The sequence below is a fragment of the Bacillota bacterium genome, assembly GCA_040754675.1.
Taxonomy (GTDB): Bacteria; Bacillota; Limnochordia; order Limnochordales; family Geochordaceae; genus Geochorda.
The window spans coordinates 1-2695 of sequence record JBFMCJ010000543.1 but is presented as its reverse complement, the minus strand read 5'-3'; the positions used below and the strand labels follow the sequence as shown (position 1 = coordinate 2695).

Sequence of the window (2695 nt, the reverse complement as noted above, 5' to 3'; positions counted from 1 at the left end):
GCGCGGCGCGTAGTGCCGGTACTTGAGCCCTGGAGAGCGGGGAGCCTCGCCAGGCGCCACCTCCTCGCCGGCCAGCTTCACCTCTCCCAGCGCGTCCGTCAGAGCCTCCAGGCCGACGCCCCCAGGCCGCAGCACCACGGGCACCTCACCACAGAGGTCCAGCACGGTCGACTCCACGCCGACGCCGGTAGGGCCTCCGTCCAGCACCCATTCGATACGCCCATCCAGGTCTTCGAGCACGTGGGACGCCGACGAGGGGCTCGGCCGCCCGGACCGGTTGGCGCTCGGGGCCGCGACGGGCCTGCCGGCGGCATCGATGAGACCGAGCGCCACGGCGTGCCGGGGCATGCGGATCGCCACCGTGCCAAGCCCTGCCGTCACCGCGCGGCTCACGACCGGCCGGCAGGGCAGCACCAGCGTCAGCGGCCCGGGCCAGAAGCGCCGCGCCAGCATTTCCCAGCGCCCGAACGGGTCGGGAAAGGCCAGATCCCCCACGGCCTCAACGGATGCGACGTGGACGATGAGGGGGTTGTCCGCGGGCCGCCCTTTCGCCTCGAAGATGCGTTGCACCGCGCGATCCGACAGGGCGTCGGCCCCCAGGCCGTAGACCGTCTCGGTGGGAAACGCCACCAGCCCGCCGTCCCGGATGACACGGCCGGCCTGCCGGAGCACCTCGGCGTCGGGGTGGTGCGGGTCGACTTTCACGACGCGGGTCGCGAGTTTCACCGGGGCCCCCGCTCCCCCTCGCGCGCCCCGGTACCGCCTTCCTCGGCGGGCGTGGCCGGCCACGCCAGAGGCTGCTCGCCCGGGGTGCGGGCCGCGAGCACTGGCACGCGCGTCACCTCGTCCCGCAGCGCCGCGACCTTCTCGAACGCGTCCGGCCACCGCCGGCACTCGGCCGCGAGTTGCTCGGCCTGCCGGGAGGTGCCCAGTTCCATCAGGAGAATCCCGCCGGGCCTGAGGACGCGGGCCGCCTCCTTCGCCACCCGGCGCGCCGTCACGAGGCCGTCCGGCCCGCCGTCCAGCGCGGCCCGCGGCTCGTATCGCCGGATCTCCGGGGCCAGGTGCTCGATCTCGGCGGCAGGGACGTAAGGCGGGTTGCTCACCACGAGGTCAAAGGCTCCCCCCGCGGCCCACGAAAGCCCGTCACCCTGCACCCAGGCCACCCGGTCGCCCACGCCGTGATCCCGTGCGTTTGCCCTGGCGTAGCCGAGCACCTCAGGGCTGATATCCGAACCCACCCCGGCAAGGTGGGGCCGGCGGGCGGCCAGCGTGATCGCAAGCGCCCCGCTGCCTGTCCCCACGTCGACAAACCACAACGCGCGTTCCGACCGGTGGGCGACCCTCAGCGCCAGTTCCACCAGAAACTCCGTCTCGGGCCTCGGAACCAGCACGCCCGGCCCTACCCGCAAGCGCAGGCCGAAAAACTCCTTGTAGCCCACGATGTATGCGACCGGCTCCCGGTTGGCCCGGCGCACGATGGCCTGCCGGTAGGCGTCCACCTCGTGGCGGCTCAGCGGCTGATCCAGCCGGGTGTAGAGGTCGAGGCGGGACGTTCCCAGAACGTGCGCCAGCAGCACCTCCGCGTCCAGTCGCGGCGTGGAACTCCCGTGCCGCGCAAGGTACGGTTGGGCCAGGCGCAGGTAGTCCGCGGCGGTGCGCGGCGGGGCGGCCTGCGCTTGCGGCGTCGGGGGCATGGCGGGCTCTCACACCTGGAGCGCTTCGAGGCGCTGGGCCTGGTCGGCCAGGATCAGGGCGTCGATGAACGGGTCCAGCTGGCCCTCTTCCAGAACCGAGTCGATCTCGTGCACCGTGAGGCCGATGCGGTGGTCGGTGACCCGGTTCTGCGGGAAGTTGTACGTGCGGATGCGCTCGCTGCGCTCGCCGCTGCCCACCTGAGAGCGCCGCTCCTGGGCAAGGCGGCTTTCCTGTTCCTGCAGCATCATGCTGTAAAGGCGCGCCCGCAGCACCTTCATGGCGCGCTCCTTGTTCTTGAGCTGCGAGCGCTCGTCCTGACAGGTCACCACGAGCCCCGTCGGCCTGTGGGTGATGCGCACGGCCGAGTCGGTGGTGTTGACGTGCTGCCCGCCGTGGCCGCTCGCCCGGTAGACGTCCACCTCGATCTCTTCGGGCCGGATCTCCACCTCCACCTCTTCCGGCTCCGGCAAAACCGCCACCGTTGCCGTCGACGTGTGGATGCGGCCCGAGGCTTCCGTCACCGGCACGCGCTGGACGCGGTGAACCCCCCGCTCGTACTTGAGCCGGGAGAACGCCCAGTCGCCGTTGACGCCGATGATGACTTCCTTGAACCCGCCCAGTTCGGTGGGGTTGGCCGAGATGAGTTCGGTCTTCCAGCCGCGCCGCTCGGCGTAGCGCGTGTACATCTTCAGGAGGTCGCCCGCGAACAGCGCAGCCTCTTCGCCGCCCGTGCCGGCCCGGATCTCCACGATGACGCTGCGGTCGTCGTTGGGATCCTGGGGCAGGAGCAGCAGCCAGAGACGGCGTTCGAGTTCCTGCCGGCGCAGCACCAGCTCCTCGGCCTCGGACTCGGCAAGCTCGCGCAGTTCCCCGTCGGCCTCCGGGTCGGCGAGGAGCGCACGGGTCTCCTCCAGGTTGCGGCCAACCCTCCGGTACTCCCGCAGGGTGTCCACCAGTTCGCTGAGGCGCGCGTGGGCCTTCGCAACCTTCCGAAGCT

3 protein-coding genes are annotated in these 2695 nt (G+C 71.7%); all 3 read right to left on the bottom strand.

What is annotated here, in order from left to right:
* Window positions 1-726, bottom strand: a 726-nt coding sequence (locus AB1609_20520; GenBank protein ID MEW6048828.1) for an L-threonylcarbamoyladenylate synthase, incomplete at its 3' end; no start/stop codon positions are given.
* Window positions 723-1697: a peptide chain release factor N(5)-glutamine methyltransferase gene (prmC, locus tag AB1609_20515; GenBank protein ID MEW6048827.1), complete on the bottom strand. Its 975-nt coding sequence runs from the start codon at window positions 1695-1697 to the stop codon at window positions 723-725. The genes prmC and AB1609_20520, both read right to left, overlap by 4 nt.
* A 9-nt stretch (window positions 1698-1706) precedes the next feature.
* The coding region (gene prfA / locus AB1609_20510) for a peptide chain release factor 1 (GenBank protein MEW6048826.1) at window positions 1707-2695 on the bottom strand (989 nt) is incomplete at its 5' end.